Consider the following 15,354-nt stretch of genomic DNA (forward strand, 5'->3'; position numbering starts at 1 on the left):
GGGTGTCAACGCCGACTTCGTCCAGATCGACCAAGGCGTAACCCGGATGCCATCCGGGCAGGGTGGAGTGAAGATGGATAAGGTCCGGCGTTTCGCGCCCCTGATCGTTCTGGCGGCGGTGATCGCCTTGGTGTTTGGCATGGGCTGGAACCAATATCTGTCGTTGGACACGATCCGCGACCATGGCCAGGGCTTCCGCGACTTCACGGCCGCCAACTATCTGCTCAGCCTGCTGCTGCTCATGGCATTGTTCGCGGCGATGACGGCCAGCGTCGTGCCGGGCGTCTTCTTCATCACGATTACGGCCGGCTATCTCTTCGGGCCCTGGGTCGGTGGGGTGTCGACCGCAATCGCGGCGACCCTGGGCGCCTTGGCCATCTATTGGGTGGCGCGCACGGCCCTGGGGCGATCGCTGCGGGAACAGGCCCAGGCCAAGGCCGGGTTGATGCAGAAGGTCTGCGACGCCATCGACCGCGACACCTTCTGGTATGTCCTGGCCTCGCGTCTGGCCGTGGTGGTGCCGTTCCACATGATCAATGTCGCGGCGGGCCTGATGGCGGTGCGCCTGGTCCCCTATACCACCGCGACGGTGATCGGCCTTTTGCCGGCCCATATCATCTATTGCTGGATCGGGGCGCGGCTGAACCAGTTGCTGGTCAGCGACCCGGATCCGGATTTCCAGGCCCTGTTCAACCAGTTCTGGGCTCCGATGCTGGGCGTCTTTGTGCTGGCGGTCGTTCTGCCCCTCGTCCTGAAGCGGGCCCAGGCCGCCTTTCAGAAGCGCCCGGCATGACGGAAGTGCCTCTACATCTGCGGGCTCGAGACGCGATCCTGCGGCGGCTGCATCGCCCGTCGTTCGATGGCCTTTCGGGCCAGTTGCTGATCCTGACGGCGGCCTTCACCCTGGCAGTCGAGGCCCTGATCATTGCGCCGAGCGCGGCGTCGTTTCACGAGCGCTGGCTGCTGGACCGACTGCAGGCCGCCGAACTGGCCTCGGTGGGGGTCGAGGCTCTGCCCTATTCCATGGTGGAGGATGAGACGGCCGAACAGCTGCTGACCATCGGCGGCGTTCAGGCCGTGGTCGTCGGCGAACAGGGCGTGCGCCGCCTGCTGCTGCAGGCCCCCAACCTGCCGCGTGCGCCCGATCTGATCGATCTGCGCGATCGCGGCGTCTGGGCCCGTCTGGCGGATCCCTGGCGGACCCTGGCGGGCCACCCCGACCGTTCGGTGCGGGTCCAGGCGCGGCCGCGCTATCGGTCCGGCGATTTCATCGAGATCCTGGCCCCGGCCGAGCCGCTGAAACAGGAACTGCGCGCCTTCCTGCTGAACAGCCTTCTGATGTCCTTGCTGATCTCGGCGGTGGCGGGGGGACTGCTGTATGCGGCCCTGGCCTATCTTGTGCTTCGGCCGCTCAGCCGGGTCACCCGCTCGATCGAGCGGTTCGCCGACGATCCGGAATCGCAGCCTGAGCCGCCCAGCGCCCGCCGGGACGAAATCGGCCGCGTCGAGCGCGAACTGGTCCGCATGCAGCAGGAAGTCCGCGATTCCCTGCGCAGCCGTGCGCGGCTGGCCACGCTGGGCGAGGCGGTGGCCAAGATCAATCACGACCTGCGCAACATGCTGACCTCGGCCCAGATCGCGTCGGATCGCCTGGCGGTGTCGGCAGACCCCCATGTGGCCAAGGCTCTGCCCCGGCTGGAGCGGGCGCTGGGCCGTGCCGCTGCCCTGACGCGCAATGTGCTCGACTATGGCAAGAGCGAGGAACCAGCCCCTCAGGTGCAGAAGGTTTCGCTCAGCCGGGCCGCCATCGCGGCTGCCGAGGACGCAGGGCTGGAAGGCGACGGGGTGCGTCTGGCCCGGGCCATTCCGGCCCGTCTGATGGTCCAGGCGGACCCGGATCATCTGCATCGCATCCTGGTCAATCTGATGCGCAATGCCCGTCAGGCGATCGAGACCGATCCTCTGCGCAACGGACGTCGTCGGGGTGTCGGGACCGTGCGGATTTCGGCGAGCACCGAGCCGGGATGGGTGCGGGTTCAGATCGCCGACGACGGGCCAGGCATTCCCGAGCGCCTGTCCAGCCGCCTGTTCGACCCGTTCGTCAGCGGGGCGGCCTCTGACGGGACCGGCCTGGGGCTGACCATTTCACGCGAGCTGGCTGTGGCCCATGGCGGTGAACTGCGTCTGGTTGAAACCGGACCGCGCGGAACCACGTTCGAACTGCGCCTGCCGCTGTGAAGCGCCTTGCCACGCAACGGCCCCGTTTCAAGCCGAGCTTGACCGTGTACCGAGGAGACCTCCGATGAAGATGATCCTGTCCGTCGCCTGTGCAGTCCTGGCTCTGTCAGCGCTTCCCGCTGCGGCTCAGTCGGTCCCCGATCCCGAGGCGGATGCCCGTATGCAGGCCCGCGGCGAGGCTTATTCCCGCGCCGAGGATTCCGAACAGGATCCGGCCGAGCTGGAGCGCACCCGCCAGTTAAACGCCGAGATCGCCGCCCGCAACCTTGCGGCCGAAGAGCGTGAGGCGGCCGACAACGCCGCCTATGCCGCCGCGCTGGAAGCCTCGGCCCTGGCCGACGAGGCCTATCGCCGGGACGTCGCCGCCGCCGAAACCGCCCGCGCCAACCATGAGGCGGCCGTCAGAGCCGCCGATGCCGCCCGCAGGGCCTGGGAGGCCGACCGCGCCGCCTGGCTGGCCGACTGCCGCGCCCGCCACAATGCTGCGATCTGTGTCGTGCCTGACTGACCGCGAAGCGTAACCTTTCGACGCGCCGTGGCGAACTGGACGTCATGAGACGTTGAATGGGCGGGCACGGCATGACACCGTCCGGTCCGGCCGTCGCGCCATCGGGAGGGGCCATGACCGAGTTCGCCGCCGAAGCCAGCCCAGTGACACCGGGCAGGTCGCCCGTCAGACACGCCGATCGCCCCCTGCCGGGCGGACGCACCGACACCTATCGCCACCCGCCCCTGGTACGGATCAGCCATTGGCTGAACGTCATTGCCGTGGTCGTGCTGATCATGAGCGGGCTGAACATCCTGGCCGCCCACCCGCAGCTTTACTGGGGCCTGCGGTCCACCTTCGACGATCCCTGGGTCGCGTTCGGCACCATCCCGAACTGGGTGATGCTGCCGCAGGGACGGAACCTGGCCGAGGCCCGGCACTGGCATTTCTTCTTTGCCTGGGTCTTCGTCATCAACGGCCTGATCTATCTGGCCTATGGCTTCGTCACGCGCCGGTTCGGCAGGCGGCTGTGGCCGACCGGGGCGGACCTGAAGGGCTTCTGGCCCTCGGTGAAGGAACACGCCCGCTTCCACTTCCCCAAGGATGACGAGGCCAGGACCTATAACGTCATCCAGAAGCTGACCTATGTGACCATGATCCTGGTCGTGCTGCCGATGATGCTGATCACCGGCCTGTCGATGTCGCCGGGCTTCAACGCCATTGGCGGCATCCTTCTGGACCTGATGGGGGGACGACAGTCGGCGCGGACGCTGCACTTCATCTCGGCCGCCCTGATCGTGGGCTTCATCGTCATTCACGTCGGCCTGGTGATCTGGACCGGCCTCTACAACAACATGCGGGCAATGATCACCGGCTGGTTCGTGATCGAGCCCAGCACACGCAAGGACGAGGGAGGGGCGTCATGAACCGCCGTGACTGGCTGAGCCGGGCCCTGGCCACGGCCGGCGTTCTGACCTTGGCGGCTTGCCAGCGGGCGGAGCAGGCGGGTCAGCGTCTGCTGGTCAGCGCCGAGGAATTGACCCGGCGGGCGCAGCGCCTGATCATCCCGCGCGAGGCCCTGGCCCCCGAATACGACATCAGCGAAATCTCCGACGATTTCCGGGCCAACGGGTCGATCAATCCGGCGGCGGCCGACTATGTCGCGCTGAGGGATGCAGGGTTCGCCGACTATCGCCTGGAGATCGGCGGACTGGTCGAGCGGCCGCTCAGCCTGTCGCTGGCCGAACTGCGCGCCCGGCCGTCGCGGACCCAGATCACCAAGCACGACTGCGTCGAGGGCTGGACCTCCATCGGCCAGTGGAGCGGGGCCAAACTGGCCGATCTGCTGGACGAAGCTGGGCTGAAGCCCGAGGCGAAATACATCGTCTTCTATTGCTTCGATGCCCTGACCCAGACCGAGACGGGGCCGCGCTACTACGAGAGCATCGACCTGATCGACGCCTATCACCCCCAGACCATCCTGGCCTATGACATGAACGGCGAGACCCTGCCCGTCCCGCACGGTGCGCCGCTCAGACTGCGGGTAGAGCGGCAGCTGGGCTACAAACACGCCAAATATATTCGCCGGATCGAGGCGGTCGAAAGCTTCGATCACATCGCGGGCGGTAAAGGCGGCTATTGGCCCGATCGCGGCTATGAGTGGTACGCGGGCATCTGACTGACCGGCCTTGCGGATGCCGGGCCGTCAGGGCTCCAGCTCGATGTCCCAGTACAGATAGTCCAGCCAGCTCTGGTGCAGGTAGTGCGGCGGGAATTTGCGACCGAACTCCTGAAGTTGCCATGCGCTGGGCCGATGCGGTGCGCGGCGTATGGGCATCCCGGCCTGGTCAGGGGTCCGGCCGCCTTTTCGCAGATTGCAGGGCGAACAGGCCGCAACGATGTTTTCCCAGGTCGTGCGGCCCCCGCGCGATCGCGGCACGACGTGGTCGAAGGTCAGCTCGGCCGAGGCCCCGCAATACTGACAGGTGAAGCCGTCGCGCAGAAAGACGTTGAAGCGGGTAAAGGCCGGCTGGCGGTCCTGGTCCACATAGGACTTCAGCGCAATCACGCTGGGCAGGACGATTTCCATGGAAGGGCTGCGGACGACCTTGTCATAGGTCGAGATGACATCGACGCGATCCTGATAGACCGCCTTGACCACGTCTTCCCATGGCCAGATCGACAGCGGGTAATAGGACAGCGGTCGGAAGTCGGCGTTCAGCACCAGGGCGGGCCAGCCGGACGGCGGACGGTGAAGGGCCTGCATCAGGGCCTCCTGGTCCGGTAAGGGATGATCGACGCGACAGGACTGAAGACAGGTCTCCTTCCTTGGCTGACCTTGACCCTATCCCTGATTCGACTACGCCGCCATGACTTGAAGATCGCGGTTTCGTGACGGCCTCATCCTCGGGCGGGCGTGCCCGGAAAGGCGGGCAGGCTCCAGCCCCAGACCAGGGCCCCGGCGCGCAGGGCGAAACCGCAAGGTGCCGCCAACAATGCCGCCGGCCAGGCATCCAGACCCAGGAACCGCCCCACCACGAACAGGGTCGCGGCCAGCAGGGCGGCCGAGACGGTGATCTCTCGTCGCAGCAGGATGGAGGGTTGACCGGCCAGCAGATCGCGGACGATGCCGCCGAAACAGGCCGTCAGGGCCCCCATGACGATGCAGATCAGGGGGGCGACGCCCACGGCCTCGGCCTTGGCCGCGCCCATGACGCCATAGGCGGCCAGGCCGATCGCATCCAGCCACAGCAGGGCCCGGAACCGCCAGTCGCGAGCCCCGACCAGCCAGACCGCCAGCGAGGCCATCAGGCAGACCGCGATATAGCGCCAGTCCTGGACCCAGAAGACCGGCGCGCCGATCAGCACATCGCGCAAGGTGCCGCCCCCGACGCCAGTGATGGCTCCAAAGAAGGCGAAGGTGACAAGGTCGTGCTTCTGCCGCGCGGCAGCCAGGGCCCCGGTGGCGGCGAAGACGGCCACCCCTGCGAAATCCAGGGCTCCCAGCACCGTCTCGGGGTCCGTCAGGGCCGGATCGACCAGGATCGTCATGGCTTCTTGCCCTTGGCGGCTCGCCCGCGGGACGGGGCGGTTTTAGCGGTCGGAACGGGTTCAATCATGACCTCGCCGCGTTTGACCGCCCCATACCAGCCCCACAGCAGATGGGCCGCCACGCCCCGGTGCGGGCGCCAGATCTCGGCCCGGGCATAGGCGGCCTTCTCACTGGGCCGGACGTCTGCGCCGTCGGCCCAGCGCATCGCCTCCTGCAGGGCGACGTCGCCGCCAGGAAACACGTCCAGCCGCCCTTCGCAGAACATCAAAAAGGTCTCGGCCGTCCATTTTCCGACCCCCTTTATGGCCGTCAGGCGCGCAATGGCCTCCTCGTCCGACAGCCGCTCCAGATGGTCGAAGTCGATCAGGCCGTCGGTCTGGGCGCGGGCGATCTCATGGCCATAGCGGGCCTTTTGCCCTGACAGGCCAAAGCCGCGCAGGGTCTCGATATCCAGGGCCAGCACGGCCTGCGGCGTTACTTCGCCCAGCCCGGCCACGACCCGTGCCCAGATGGAGGCAGCAGCCGCGACCGAGACCTGTTGCTCCACGATCATGCGGAACAGGCCCTCGAACCCGCCGGGCCGCAGCCGCCATTCGAAAGGCGGCATCTGAGCGTGGACGCGCGCCAGGGCCGGGTCGGCAACGGCCAGGGCAGCCCGTGCGGCAGCGATGTCGGCAGGAGAGGGGGCAAGGGCCATGACGCGCGACCCTAGAGCGAGGACCGCTTCACGCAAAGAGACGCTGACGGCGACGTCCGCTTCCCGCTAGTTTGCATCTCGATGATCACCCGTTTCGCTCCCTCGCCGACCGGCGGCCTGCACAAGGGCCATGCCTTTTCCGCCCTGACGGCGTGGACGGCGGCGCAGGCGTCGGGCGGGCGGTTCCTGCTGCGGATCGAGGACACCGATTTCACCCGCTGTCGGCCCGAGCATGAGGCGGCCATCCTGGATGACCTGAGGTGGCTGGGTCTGGACTGGGAAAGCCCCGTCCGCCGCCAGTCCGAGCACCGGGGCGAGTATGAGGCGGCGCTGGAGGGCCTGCGCGATCGAGGTCTGCTGTATCGATGCTTTCGGACGCGCAAGGAACTGATGGCCACGGCGGGCGTGGCCCCGCACGGCGACGATCCCGCCGACCCCCAGGCCTTTGCCCATGGGCCGCACGATCCGGCCGAGGAAGCCGAGCGACTGGCGCGGGGCGAGGCCTTTGCCTGGCGGCTGTCGCTGGATCGCGCGCGCGAGGTTCTGGACGGTTTCGACGCCCTGACCTGGGTGGAGGAAGCGCATCGACCCGGCATCCACACGGCCCGACCCGAGCGGCTGGGCGACATGGTTCTGGGCCGCAAGGACATCGGGGCGGGCTATGTGCTGGCCGCCGTCATCGACGACGCGGCCCAAGGGGTCACCCATGTGATCCGGGGCGAGGATTTGGTCGAGGTGACCTCGGTCCAGCGGGTGCTTCAGGCCCTGCTGGGCCTGCCCACGCCCGTCTATCGCCATCATCCGCTGATCCTGGGCGCTGACGGGCGCCGTCTGGCCAAGCGGGACCGCTCGGCGACCCTGGGCGATATCCGCGCCTCGGGCGTCAGCGCGGCGGACCTGCGGGCCGAGCTGGGGTTTTGATCAGGGTGCCAGACGCCCAGCGGCCTGATCGGCCGGAAAGACGATCGCCTTGTCGGGACGGTGGTGGACCTGGCCGGGGCAGTCCAGCCGGGTCAGGACGTGCCGGATGACGTTCAGCCGCGCCAGTTTCTTGTCGTCGGTGGCGACGATGGTCCAGGGCGCGCGCCGGGCATGGGTGGCCGCCAGCATCTGGTCCCTGGCCTGGGAATAGGCGTCCCAGCGCGCCTGGGCCTCGGCATCCAGGGGCGAAACCTTGAAGCGCTTCAGCGGATCGGCAACCCGCTCGGCCAGGCGTTTGGCCTGTTCCTCGCGGCTGATGTCCAGCCAGAATTTGATCAGGATGATGCCGTCGTCGGTCAGCATCCGCTCGAACAGCGGGGCCTCCCTCAGGAAGGCCTCATGCTGGGCGGGGGTGCAAAAGCCCATGACCGGCTCGACCCCGCCGCGATTGTACCAGGACCGGTTCAGAATGACCGTCTCGCCCGCCGCCGGCAGGTGGGGGACATAGCGCTGGAAATACCACTGGCTGGTCTCGCGCTCGTTCGGTTTGGGCAGGGCCACGACGCGGGTCTGGCGCGGAGACATATATTCCGTCAGCCGCTTGATCGCCCCGTCCTTGCCGGCGCTGTCGCGGCCCTCGAACACGATCAGGGTGCGAACCCCCTGCTCGATGGCCCAGGCCTGGGCCTCGACCCACTGAATCTGAAGGTTCTCCAGCGTGCGGTCGTAGTCGTCTTTTTTCTTGCCCATGGGTTCACTGTGGGCGCCCGGCTCGGCCACGGCAAGAGACGGTCGCCCGATGAAGCATTTCCGGTTATGAGCGATCGATGAAGCGGGACTTGGCGGACTTCTGGAATCTGGTTTGGGAGGTCGCGCTGTGCGCCTGCGCGGCCTTCGCTCTGCTGAACGCCTTTGCCCCGCATCAGGACCTGCCCTGGAAGCCGCTGGATCTGAACCGGCCGATCGGCCAGGCGACGGCGGCCAAGGTAGCCGACTTTGAACTGCCGCCTGCCGCCGCCGCTGAACAGATCGAGGCGGCGACCGACGCCTGTATCCAGGTCTTGCGCGAGGCCGGGGTGACCGTCGAGCGCGCGCCCGACGTCGACGACGGCGGCTTCTGCCAGGTGCGGGGCGCCGTGCGGATCACCGGCGGCGACATTACGCCTCTGTCGCCCGGCGGGCTGACGATGCAGTGCCCGCTGGCCGTTCGCTATGTGATCTGGGACCGTCAGGTGCTGCAGCCCGCCGCCCGCGAGGTGTTCGGCTCCGACGCCGCCCAGGTCCAGAATTTCGGCACCTATTCCTGCCGCCGCATCTATGGCCAGACCGATGAGTCTGCCCGGCCCAGCGAGCATGCCCGCGCCAATGCCCTGGACGTGTCGGGTGTCCGGCTGAAGGACGGGCGGGTGGTCAGCGTGCTGGACGACTGGTCCGGAGAGGGGGCGACGGGCACGGACGGATCGCGCTTCCTGCGGCGTTTGCGGGACGGGGCGTGCCGGGTCTTCGCCACGGTCCTGACCCCCGAGTATAACGAAGCGCACCGCGATCACCTGCACCTGGACGGAGCCTCAAGGGGCCTGTGCGCCTGACGCAGGCGGTAACCGTCTTCGCGCCTTGGGCGAATCGCTTTCGGGTTGACCGACCCGTTTTCCCATAAGACAACATCACCGCAGTCCGGATTTCGCGTGGGGTCCACACCCGCGTTTCGCTCCTTCGCCTGAACGAGCTGTCCAGATGGACTGACGGGCGTCCGCTGGCGGGCGTCTGCCTGGAAAAGCGCGTTGACGGAGAGCGCAAGATGGCGACCGGCACGGTCAAGTGGTTCAACACCACCAAGGGCTTTGGATTCATCCAGCCCGACGGCGGCGGCAATGATGTGTTCGTGCACATCACCGCCGTTCAAAAGGCGGGGCTTACCGGCCTCGATGAGAACGCCAAGGTCGAGTACGAGCTGGAATCCCAGCGCGGCAAGACGGCGGCGGTCGATCTGAAACTGCTCTGATCCGGACTTTCCGGTTCAGAGGCTGACGGGCGCGGGACCAGCCGGTTCCGCGCCCGTTTTGCTGCCGGGGCGGGTCGACCACTGGGCCAGGACCACGGCGGCCAGGACGACGGCCCCGCCCAGCATCTGGATCGGGGTCATCGTCTCGGCGAACACCAGCCAGCTCAGCCCTGCGGCCACGACCGGCTGGATCAGGATGGTCACGGCGGTGATCCCGGCAGGCAGCCGCCCCAGGGCCCAGGCCACGCCGCCCTGACCCACCACATGCATGACTCCCAGGGCGATGCAGGCCATCCAGCCGCCCGGCCCGGCGGGCAGGATGTTCTCTCCCAGAACCAGGGCCACCATCAGCAGCAGGGGCGTGCCGATGCCGGTGGACCACAGCATGACGCGGCTGGCGCTCATGGTCCGGCGGGCGGCCTTCACGGCCAGGAAATAGCCGCTGTACCAGACCGCTACCGACAGGGAGAACAGGTCGCCCAACAGAGGATTGGTGCCCTGACCGCCATCGGCCCCGGCGGCCATGGCAAAGGCGCCGCCCAGGGCCAGGGCCAGGGACAGCAGGAACAGTCGGCCGGGCCGATCCCGGAACGCCAGCCAGGCGAACAGGGTCACCACCACCGGGGTCAGGTTGCACAGGACCGTCGCATTGGCGACCGAGGTCATCACGATCCCATAGTGCCAGAACGACAGGTCCAGCACGAAGAACAGGCCCGCCAGCGCCGCCCAGCGTCCGGGCCGTCCCGTCCCCTCCGCCCCCGGCCGGGCCGTGACCAGAAGCAGCAACGGCACAGCGAAGGCGAAGCGCCAGAACCCTGCCGCCGCCGGTCCCGTCTCGGTCAGCCGCACCAGGATCGGCGCCAGCCCCAGGACGCAGGCCGCCCCGATCAGGACGATCAGCGCCATGGCGCGCGGCGAAAGGGACGAAACGGGTGCGGACGACATGGCCCTTCGCCTACAGCCCCGGCCGCGCGGCGCAAGCCCTGTCGGCCGGATTAACAAGGAGTGACCGGGCCACGGAACAGGCGCGAAACGAATCAGGACCGAATCGCTGACCTGGTCCGATTCAGGCTTTGTTCCCTACAAGATGTTGTATGCACAGGGCCTTCGCCGCCTAGACGGTCGCGTGTCTGCGGACAGGCCGGGCCGGAATTCGCCGCCGCTTCTTCCCCTCCTGCCCATCAGACGCTAGGTCAGGCGCACGTGGCCCCGTAGCTCAGCCGCATAGAGCAAGGCTTTCCTAAAGCCGAGGTCGCAGGTTGGAGTCCTGCCGGGGTCGCCACCCTCCTTCATTTTCGCTCCTGTGGTGCCGTCGGCGAGTGGCGAGCGCGCGAAGAAAAACCAGTCCACTCAGTCCACTCAGTCCACATGGTCGGCGACGCGATCTGCGCCCTGCAGGCCCGGATGCCGTCCTGGATGATCGGACATCCCCGCCCCGACGGGAGATTCCGCGCTGCTGCTGTCAAAGACCGGGCACCCTCGCGAGCGCAACGCCGGACATGGGCAGGAAGGGAGAGGGATCAAGGGCGGAAAAGGAATAAAGTCCTACTCGACGCAAGGTCGGCCGTTCGCTAGCGCTCTCAACGGTCGGGAGCGGAGTTGTCGCCGTCCAACTAGGGCTCTTTTTGGGGTCGGTGGCATTTTATGGTTGCTGGGCCTTCCAATCTGGATCGGACTGTTGTTGGGCGTGCTGTCCGTGGTCGCCAACGCGTTTCTTCTTCGATGGGAGGACAGGCAGCCTGGCGGTTTTGACGACCTCTAATCCTCTGGCCCGACCCTCGAGGGGAGAAATGACACCCCAAGTCAGCAATGGGTCGAAACAGATCCGTCGGGTTGCGCCTCAGGACTTGAGCGTGCGCCGGACGGCTCTCTCTTGCCACAGGGTTATCGGACCGAAATAGGCGGCCAGGACGATAAAGATGATGAAGCCCACCGCGACCTGGGGGCTTGGCAGGAGCGGCCAGGCTGCGGCGAAGAATGATGCGATGAGCAGGTTCGCGATCACCACTGCCCAACGGCTCGACGGCGTGCGATTGCGCAGCGCAGCAATGTTCATGAGCGCACAGCAGACGACGGCAAGGCCGCTGCCGGCAAACCACAACGCCTCAAGCGAAAGCTGTCGGTACATTGGAAGCGTCAAGCCGAGATGCAAAACGCCCAGGAGCAGGCCCAGTGAAGCCAGCAGCCAAATAGCTTTCCGGGTCATGCGGCGCGCTCGAGGCGACGGGCCAGGGAATGAGCGAGGGCTGCGATCCCGAGGAATGTCGCCAGGATCAGATAGGCCTCTATAGACAAGGCGCGGACAAACCCCGGTGGCTCGGCGAGCCCTCCAGCCCATGCGCTCACAAACGCGGTGTTCAGCGCGATTCCGCCCAGGGCAAACGCGGACATGCCTCGAAGACCCCAGCGAGCCGTAGCGGCGGCTCCCACCGCATAGGTGAAGCCGAGCACGGTCATCATCGGATCAAGCGGCCCGAATGTCCCGAGATGAGCGTGGATCGTGATCAGCCCTGCAAGCGACGCGCAGGCGGCGACAAGCCCGCCTTGCGTAATCTGGCGTACTCCATCCGGCGTCCAGATGCGCCAGACCACCGCCGCCGCGAGACACCCGGTTGCGAAGCGAAGCCGCTGGGCCGCTGGAATGAACTGGAACTCCGTTTCCATCGCTCTGAACCAGACCTCACGGTCGGCAGGACCGACCCTGACGGCGAAGTTGAACAGCAGTGCGGTGAACCTGGTCATGCCATGGCCTCTCTGGAACGCGATTTGGACGGTTTGGCCGCTTTGGCAGACTGCGCGCGGGCGAACTCGAGCCCTGCGCTGGTCAGTCGATAGGCATGCCTGGGGGGGCGCCCCGGCTGCAACGACGGCTTCCACTCCGACTCCAGAAGGCCCTGTTCAGTGAGGCGCGCGAGGGTCGGGTACAGGGTGCCGGACCCAAGCCCGGTCAGTTTGCTCAACTCATAGCCATATTGCCACGCCTGAGGCTGATCGGCGAACTGGGCGAGCAGGGTGCGGGTCTGGCTGGAGGCGTTTGCAGGACGTGTCATTCCCTTAACTCGCCATATGTCGAGTTATGAGTCAAGCGCTGTCTTCTGGGCTGTTTCCGTCCCCCGCACGAAGGCGATCAGCGGACGCGCTTCCCCTCGCCCGAGGGCCAAACTGGCACCGGCCTGAACCCCGGGTCGGCGCAAGGCCTCACCCGGGGAGAAATGCGAGACTCGGTGCGAGCCCGCCGTCAGGCCTTGTCGATGGCGGCGGCGATCTGGTCGGTGGAGTGGCCGGTCAGGTCCTTGGCGATTTCGCCGACCAGGCGGCCTTGCGTTTCCTTGTGCCAGCCCTTGCGCAGCTGACCCAGGGTCTTGGGCGCGGCGATGACCAGCAGGTGCTGGACCTGATTGGTCAGGACCATCTTGTTCAACACATCGGCCACGCCCATCGCAAAGCCGTCCTCGGCCTGGGTGTCGTTGTCGGGGTTGGCCTCGCTGGAGATGCGGCCGGCGGCCCCCGAGGCGCGCTCCTCGATCGCCGGGGTGGGGCGGGCGGTCAGGGCGATGTCCTGCTGGCCGGTCTGTTCGAACAGGGCGAGCTTCTCGCCGTCGACGACGGCCACGAGGGTGCCTTTGGACAGGATCATGGGGCGGCTCCGATTTGTTGAGGGTCTTCATCAACGACCCTGCGGCGGTGTCGGTTGCCGGATCGGGCGATCTGCGTTGACAGCGGTGGTCAAACGCGGCTTGCCTAGGGGCTCATCTCACCGGCCCGGCGCAGGGCGACCGGAGCGCACGTCCATGACCCTTCGACACAGCCGCCGATCGGTGATGGCCCTGGGGGCGGCAGCCGGGCTGGCACCCCTGTCCACCTCGGCCTGGAGCCAGGAGCGGCCGGAGCGCAAACTGGGCTATGCCATCGTCGGCCTGGGTCAGTATGCGGATGTCATCCTGCCGCGGTTTGCCGAATGCCGTCATTCGCGCGTCACGGCCCTGGTCAGCGGATCGCCGGAAAAGGCCCGCCGCTATGGCGCGCAATACGGCGTGCCGGACCATGGCCTGTATGACTATGCGAATTTCGACACCATCCGGGACAATCCGGATGTCGACATCGTCTATGTCATCCTGCCCAACGGCCTGCACCACGAATACACCCTGCGGGCGGCGGCGGCGGGCAAGCATGTGATGTGCGAAAAGCCGATGGCCAATACGGCGGCGGAGGCCGAGGACATGATCCGGGCGTGCCGCGACGCCGACCGCAAGCTGATGATCGGCTATCGCTGCCGGTTCGAGGCAGGCAACAAGGAGGCGATCCGGGTCGTGCGCGAGGGCGAGATCGGTGCGCCGCGCATCGTGACCGCCGACCACGGCTTTCCCATCAGCCCGAACCAGTGGCGGCTGAACCGGGCGCTGGCAGGGGGCGGGTCGCTGATGGACATCGGCATCTACAGTCTTCAGGCCGCGCGCTATCTGACGGGGGAAGAGCCGGTCGAGGTCAGCGCGATGGAATCGACCGATCGCAGCGACCCCCGGTTTGCCGAGGTCGAGGACACGATCAATTTCCAGCTGAGGTTCCCGTCCGGCGCCGTGGCCAACTGCGTCTCGACCTATGGCTCGCACCACAACCGCTATCGGGTGACGGGGACCAAGGGGTGGATCGAGGCCGAGCCGGGCACCGCCTATGGCGACAACACCCTGCGCCTGCACCGCGACTGGCAGACCCGGCCCCATGCGGTGCCGACGGGCCAGAACCAGTTCTCGGCCCAGCTGGACCATCTGTCGATCTGCGTCATGACCGGGGCCGAGCCGCTGGTTCCGGGCGAGGAAGGCCTGCGCGACATGCGGATCATCGAGGCCATCTATCGCGCCGCGCGCGAAGGCCGGTCGGTCGCGCTGTAGGCCGTCCCTTTCTGTTTCCTGTCCCGGAGTTCCCCATGCGTCCCTCACGCCGTCTCGCCCTGGCCGGTGGCCTGGCTGCCGCCGCCGCAGCCTGTGCCGGGCGACCCGTGGGGGCGGTGCCCGATCCCCGCTTTCGGACCCTGGGCCGGGTCGAGCGGCTGTCGCCGGCCATGGACGGTATCGTGGCGCCGGATGCCGTGATCCAGGTGCTGGCCGAGGGCTTCACCTGGTCGGAGGGGCCGGTCTGGATCGCTGAGGGCGGCTATCTGCTGTTCAGCGACGTGCCCAACAACCGGATCCACCGCTGGTCAGAGGCGGACGGTCTGTCGGTGTTCATGGAGCCGTCCGGCTATGACGGCCCGGCAACCGACGCCTTTCGCGAGGCCGGGTCGAACGGGCTGATCGTGGGGCCGAAGGGCTCCATCCTGATGGCGGATCACGGCAACCGCGCCGTCGCCCGGCTGGACCTGGCGACCCAGGCCAAGACCCTGCTGGCCACGCAGTTCGGCGGGCGGCGGTTCAGCTCGCCGAACGATCTGGTCCAGGGGGCCGGGGGGGCGATCTTCTTCACCGACCCGCCCTATGGTCTGGCGGGGATGGACCAGTCGCCGCTGAAGGAACAGGGGCACAATGGCGTCTATCGGCTGGATGCGGACGGGGCGGTTTCGCTGCTGGTCCGTGACCTGACCTTTCCGAACGGGATCGGCCTGTCGCCGGATCGGCGCACCCTTTACGTCGCCGTGTCGGACCCGGCCCATGCGGTGGTGATGGCCTATGGGCTGGACGCGCGGGGAGGGGTCACCGACGGGCGGGTGCTGAGAGATTTCACCGCCATGGTCGGGGCCGACAACCCGGGTCTGCCCGACGGCCTGGTCGTGGACGAGGCGGGGCGGCTGTTCTGCACCGGGCCGGGGGGTGTCCATGTGCTGGCCGCGGATGGTCAGGCCCTGGGGCTGATCCGCACCGATGGCCCGGCCGCCAACTGCACCTTCGGCGAGGATGGGCGGACCCTGTTCATCACGGCTGGGGCGAACCTGCTGCGGATCCGAACGCTGACGCGCGGCTGAG

The 15,354-nt window shown here is 67.4% G+C and carries 19 protein-coding genes and 1 tRNA gene; 11 read left to right on the plus strand and 9 right to left on the minus strand.

Annotated features, from left to right (window positions below; all coding sequences use genetic code 11):
- The first annotated feature begins 73 nt into the window (after positions 1-73).
- The 5 genes from JIP62_RS10990 (at position 74) to JIP62_RS11010 (ending at position 4,403) form a co-directional block, all read left to right on the plus strand.
- On the plus strand, positions 74-793 hold the full coding sequence (locus JIP62_RS10990; protein WP_201102225.1) for a TVP38/TMEM64 family protein: 720 nt from the start codon (positions 74-76) through the stop codon (positions 791-793).
- Complete coding sequence (locus tag JIP62_RS10995) at positions 790-2,238, plus strand: sensor histidine kinase (RefSeq protein ID WP_201102226.1); 1,449 nt, start codon at positions 790-792, stop codon at positions 2,236-2,238. Before JIP62_RS10990 ends, JIP62_RS10995 begins: the two co-directional genes overlap by 4 nt.
- Before the next feature lie 64 nt (positions 2,239-2,302).
- A complete protein-coding gene (locus JIP62_RS11000) occupies positions 2,303-2,746 on the plus strand; it encodes a cell wall hydrolase (protein ID WP_201102227.1) in 444 nt (147 codons plus the stop codon).
- A 113-nt stretch (positions 2,747-2,859) separates the two neighbouring features.
- The gene (locus JIP62_RS11005; RefSeq protein WP_201102228.1) at positions 2,860-3,651 is read left to right on the plus strand and encodes a cytochrome b/b6 domain-containing protein; all 792 of its coding nucleotides are present in this window, start codon (positions 2,860-2,862) and stop codon (positions 3,649-3,651) included.
- A complete protein-coding gene (locus JIP62_RS11010) occupies positions 3,648-4,403 on the plus strand; it encodes a molybdopterin-dependent oxidoreductase (RefSeq protein ID WP_201102229.1) in 756 nt (251 codons plus the stop codon). The genes JIP62_RS11005 and JIP62_RS11010 overlap by 4 nt, the downstream gene beginning before the upstream one ends.
- Before the next feature lie 27 nt (positions 4,404-4,430).
- Here the strand turns inward: JIP62_RS11010 and JIP62_RS11015 are convergent, their stop codons facing one another.
- The 3 genes from JIP62_RS11015 to JIP62_RS11025 form a co-directional block, all read right to left on the minus strand.
- Positions 4,431-4,991 (minus strand): HNH endonuclease, encoded by a 561-nt coding sequence (locus JIP62_RS11015; protein ID WP_201102230.1) that lies wholly within the window; start codon positions 4,989-4,991, stop codon positions 4,431-4,433.
- Positions 4,992-5,125: 134 nt separating this feature from the next.
- A complete protein-coding gene (locus JIP62_RS11020; RefSeq protein WP_201102231.1) occupies positions 5,126-5,776 on the minus strand; it encodes a trimeric intracellular cation channel family protein in 651 nt (216 codons plus the stop codon).
- The gene (locus tag JIP62_RS11025; protein WP_201102232.1) at positions 5,773-6,474 is read right to left on the minus strand and encodes a DNA-3-methyladenine glycosylase family protein; all 702 of its coding nucleotides are present in this window, start codon (positions 6,472-6,474) and stop codon (positions 5,773-5,775) included. Before JIP62_RS11025 ends, JIP62_RS11020 begins: the two co-directional genes overlap by 4 nt.
- A gap of 75 nt (positions 6,475-6,549) precedes the next feature.
- Here JIP62_RS11025 and gluQRS point away from each other — a divergent pair, with 75 nt between their 5' ends.
- Complete coding sequence (gene gluQRS, locus JIP62_RS11030) at positions 6,550-7,395, plus strand: tRNA glutamyl-Q(34) synthetase GluQRS (RefSeq protein WP_201104721.1); 846 nt, start codon at positions 6,550-6,552, stop codon at positions 7,393-7,395.
- Here the strand turns inward: gluQRS and ppk2 are convergent, their stop codons facing one another.
- The gene (ppk2, locus tag JIP62_RS11035) at positions 7,396-8,145 is read right to left on the minus strand and encodes a polyphosphate kinase 2 (RefSeq protein WP_201102233.1); all 750 of its coding nucleotides are present in this window, start codon (positions 8,143-8,145) and stop codon (positions 7,396-7,398) included.
- 77 nt (positions 8,146-8,222) lie between these two features.
- On the opposite strand from ppk2, the gene JIP62_RS11040 reads away from it, so the two are divergent.
- Both JIP62_RS11040 and JIP62_RS11045 read left to right on the plus strand, forming a co-directional pair.
- Positions 8,223-8,984 (plus strand): extensin-like domain-containing protein, encoded by a 762-nt coding sequence (locus tag JIP62_RS11040; protein WP_201102234.1) that lies wholly within the window; start codon positions 8,223-8,225, stop codon positions 8,982-8,984.
- 209 nt (positions 8,985-9,193) lie between these two features.
- The gene (locus tag JIP62_RS11045) at positions 9,194-9,397 is read left to right on the plus strand and encodes a cold-shock protein (protein ID WP_201102235.1); all 204 of its coding nucleotides are present in this window, start codon (positions 9,194-9,196) and stop codon (positions 9,395-9,397) included.
- Between the two features lie 15 nt (positions 9,398-9,412).
- On the opposite strand, the gene JIP62_RS11050 is transcribed toward JIP62_RS11045, so the two are convergent.
- Positions 9,413-10,342 (minus strand): DMT family transporter, encoded by a 930-nt coding sequence (locus tag JIP62_RS11050; RefSeq protein ID WP_201102236.1) that lies wholly within the window; start codon positions 10,340-10,342, stop codon positions 9,413-9,415.
- A 260-nt stretch (positions 10,343-10,602) separates the two neighbouring features.
- Between JIP62_RS11050 and JIP62_RS11055 the strand changes: the two genes are divergently transcribed.
- Positions 10,603-10,679 (plus strand) — tRNA-Arg (locus JIP62_RS11055).
- Between the two features lie 558 nt (positions 10,680-11,237).
- Here the strand turns inward: JIP62_RS11055 and JIP62_RS11060 are convergent.
- The 4 genes from JIP62_RS11060 to JIP62_RS11075 all read right to left on the minus strand — a co-directional run bounded on the left by JIP62_RS11060 (position 11,238) and on the right by JIP62_RS11075 (position 13,034).
- Positions 11,238-11,603, minus strand: a complete 366-nt coding sequence (locus JIP62_RS11060; protein ID WP_201102237.1) for a hypothetical protein — start codon at positions 11,601-11,603, stop codon at positions 11,238-11,240.
- On the minus strand, positions 11,600-12,139 hold the full coding sequence (locus JIP62_RS11065; protein ID WP_201102238.1) for a hypothetical protein: 540 nt from the start codon (positions 12,137-12,139) through the stop codon (positions 11,600-11,602). The genes JIP62_RS11060 and JIP62_RS11065 overlap by 4 nt, the downstream gene beginning before the upstream one ends.
- The gene (locus JIP62_RS11070; RefSeq protein ID WP_201102239.1) at positions 12,136-12,447 is read right to left on the minus strand and encodes a PadR family transcriptional regulator; all 312 of its coding nucleotides are present in this window, start codon (positions 12,445-12,447) and stop codon (positions 12,136-12,138) included. The genes JIP62_RS11065 and JIP62_RS11070 overlap by 4 nt, the downstream gene beginning before the upstream one ends.
- A 188-nt stretch (positions 12,448-12,635) precedes the next feature.
- Positions 12,636-13,034 (minus strand): host attachment family protein, encoded by a 399-nt coding sequence (locus JIP62_RS11075; protein ID WP_201102240.1) that lies wholly within the window; start codon positions 13,032-13,034, stop codon positions 12,636-12,638.
- 154 nt (positions 13,035-13,188) lie between these two features.
- Here JIP62_RS11075 and JIP62_RS11080 point away from each other — a divergent pair, with 154 nt between their 5' ends.
- Together JIP62_RS11080 and JIP62_RS11085 are read left to right on the plus strand one after the other, a co-directional pair.
- Complete coding sequence (locus JIP62_RS11080; RefSeq protein ID WP_201102241.1) at positions 13,189-14,286, plus strand: Gfo/Idh/MocA family protein; 1,098 nt, start codon at positions 13,189-13,191, stop codon at positions 14,284-14,286.
- A 35-nt stretch (positions 14,287-14,321) separates the two neighbouring features.
- The gene (locus JIP62_RS11085) at positions 14,322-15,353 is read left to right on the plus strand and encodes an SMP-30/gluconolactonase/LRE family protein (protein WP_201102242.1); all 1,032 of its coding nucleotides are present in this window, start codon (positions 14,322-14,324) and stop codon (positions 15,351-15,353) included.
- Position 15,354 lies beyond the last annotated feature (1 nt).

The sequence above is a fragment of the Brevundimonas vitisensis genome (assembly GCF_016656965.1).
Classification (GTDB): Bacteria; Pseudomonadota; Alphaproteobacteria; order Caulobacterales; family Caulobacteraceae; genus Brevundimonas; species Brevundimonas vitisensis.

Excerpts from the sequence above, each read along its gene's own strand:
- JIP62_RS11085 (WP_201102242.1), top strand. The coding sequence starts at position 14,322 with ATGCGTCCCTCACGCCGTCTCGCCCTGGCCGGTGGCCTGGCTGCCGCC.
- JIP62_RS11020 (WP_201102231.1), bottom strand. The coding sequence starts at position 5,776 with ATGACGATCCTGGTCGATCCGGCCCTGACGGACCCCGAGACGGTGCTG.
- JIP62_RS11045 (WP_201102235.1), top strand. The coding sequence starts at position 9,194 with ATGGCGACCGGCACGGTCAAGTGGTTCAACACCACCAAGGGCTTTGGA.
- ppk2 (WP_201102233.1), bottom strand. The coding sequence starts at position 8,145 with ATGGGCAAGAAAAAAGACGACTACGACCGCACGCTGGAGAACCTTCAG.
- JIP62_RS11040 (WP_201102234.1), top strand. The coding sequence starts at position 8,223 with ATGAAGCGGGACTTGGCGGACTTCTGGAATCTGGTTTGGGAGGTCGCG.
- JIP62_RS11050 (WP_201102236.1), bottom strand. The coding sequence starts at position 10,342 with ATGTCGTCCGCACCCGTTTCGTCCCTTTCGCCGCGCGCCATGGCGCTG.
- JIP62_RS11075 (WP_201102240.1), bottom strand. The coding sequence starts at position 13,034 with ATGATCCTGTCCAAAGGCACCCTCGTGGCCGTCGTCGACGGCGAGAAG.
- JIP62_RS11080 (WP_201102241.1), top strand. The coding sequence starts at position 13,189 with ATGACCCTTCGACACAGCCGCCGATCGGTGATGGCCCTGGGGGCGGCA.
- JIP62_RS11060 (WP_201102237.1), bottom strand. The coding sequence starts at position 11,603 with ATGACCCGGAAAGCTATTTGGCTGCTGGCTTCACTGGGCCTGCTCCTG.
- JIP62_RS11000 (WP_201102227.1), top strand. The coding sequence starts at position 2,303 with ATGAAGATGATCCTGTCCGTCGCCTGTGCAGTCCTGGCTCTGTCAGCG.
- JIP62_RS11065 (WP_201102238.1), bottom strand. The coding sequence starts at position 12,139 with ATGACCAGGTTCACCGCACTGCTGTTCAACTTCGCCGTCAGGGTCGGT.
- JIP62_RS10995 (WP_201102226.1), top strand. The coding sequence starts at position 790 with ATGACGGAAGTGCCTCTACATCTGCGGGCTCGAGACGCGATCCTGCGG.
- JIP62_RS11025 (WP_201102232.1), bottom strand. The coding sequence starts at position 6,474 with ATGGCCCTTGCCCCCTCTCCTGCCGACATCGCTGCCGCACGGGCTGCC.
- JIP62_RS11070 (WP_201102239.1), bottom strand. The coding sequence starts at position 12,447 with ATGACACGTCCTGCAAACGCCTCCAGCCAGACCCGCACCCTGCTCGCC.
- JIP62_RS11010 (WP_201102229.1), top strand. The coding sequence starts at position 3,648 with ATGAACCGCCGTGACTGGCTGAGCCGGGCCCTGGCCACGGCCGGCGTT.
- JIP62_RS10990 (WP_201102225.1), top strand. The coding sequence starts at position 74 with ATGGATAAGGTCCGGCGTTTCGCGCCCCTGATCGTTCTGGCGGCGGTG.
- JIP62_RS11015 (WP_201102230.1), bottom strand. The coding sequence starts at position 4,991 with ATGCAGGCCCTTCACCGTCCGCCGTCCGGCTGGCCCGCCCTGGTGCTG.
- JIP62_RS11005 (WP_201102228.1), top strand. The coding sequence starts at position 2,860 with ATGACCGAGTTCGCCGCCGAAGCCAGCCCAGTGACACCGGGCAGGTCG.